This is a genomic window from Vibrio sp. D173a, from assembly GCF_030248475.1.
Genome location: NZ_JAHGAH010000712.1, coordinates 1 through 827, shown reverse-complemented (window position 1 = coordinate 827; position 827 = coordinate 1). Strand labels below are relative to the sequence as shown.

At 46.2% G+C, this 827-nt stretch carries 1 protein-coding gene; it reads right to left on the bottom strand.

What is annotated here, in order from left to right; all coding sequences use genetic code 11:
- Window positions 1–683 (bottom strand): glutamate 5-kinase (gene proB, locus KIV40_RS28720; RefSeq protein ID WP_285352627.1); only part of this gene is annotated, 683 nt, incomplete at its 3' end.
- Window positions 684–827: the final 144 nt, after the last annotated feature.

Genomic DNA, 827 nt, shown 5'->3' with positions numbered 1-827 from the left:
TGCAGCTTAGTCGCCATACCACCCGTGCCTAGCGTTGTACCACTGCCACCTGCGATTTTGCGCAGAGTATCATCAATGGTCTTGACCTCTTTGATCAACTCGGCATTTGGGTCTTTGCGAGGATCGGCGGTAAAGAGACCTTTTTGGTCCGTCAGAAGCAGCGGTTTGTCTGCACCACACAAAATACCGACTAAAGCCGACAAGTTATCGTTGTCGCCTACTTTAATCTCGTTGGTCGCTACCGCATCGTTCTCATTAACGATTGGGATAATGTCGTTATCCACCAGCGCATTAATGGTATCACGTGCGTTTAAGAAGCGTTCACGGTCGTCAAGATCAGCACGCGTTAATAGCATTTGACCAATCTTGATGCCGTAGATAGCAAACAAAGACTCCCACACTTGAATCAACTGGCTCTGCCCAACTGCGGCAAGAAGTTGCTTGCTTGCCATTGAGTTGGGTAGTGCGGGGTAACCAAGGTGCTCACGTCCAGCTGCGATTGCGCCAGACGAAACCATAACCACAGAGTGGCCTTGTTTTTTAAGTTCTGCACACTGACGCACAAGCTCTACCATGTGAGCTCTGTCTCGCGCCAATGTACCACCAGTTGAGACACTGGTACCCAGTTTAACAACCACAGTCTTAGGCTGTGTTGCTGTCCCGCTTTGATGATTAGTTGTCATGAAGTCTTTATATGAATAAAACAAATAAGAGGTGATGTTTTAGCAATCAAAACAGGAATTCACAAGTAGAAAAGGTGCGAAATCGCACCTTTTTACTTTATAGAGAGGAGTAACCTTTAAAATTAAACAAATTCGACAGAAGCT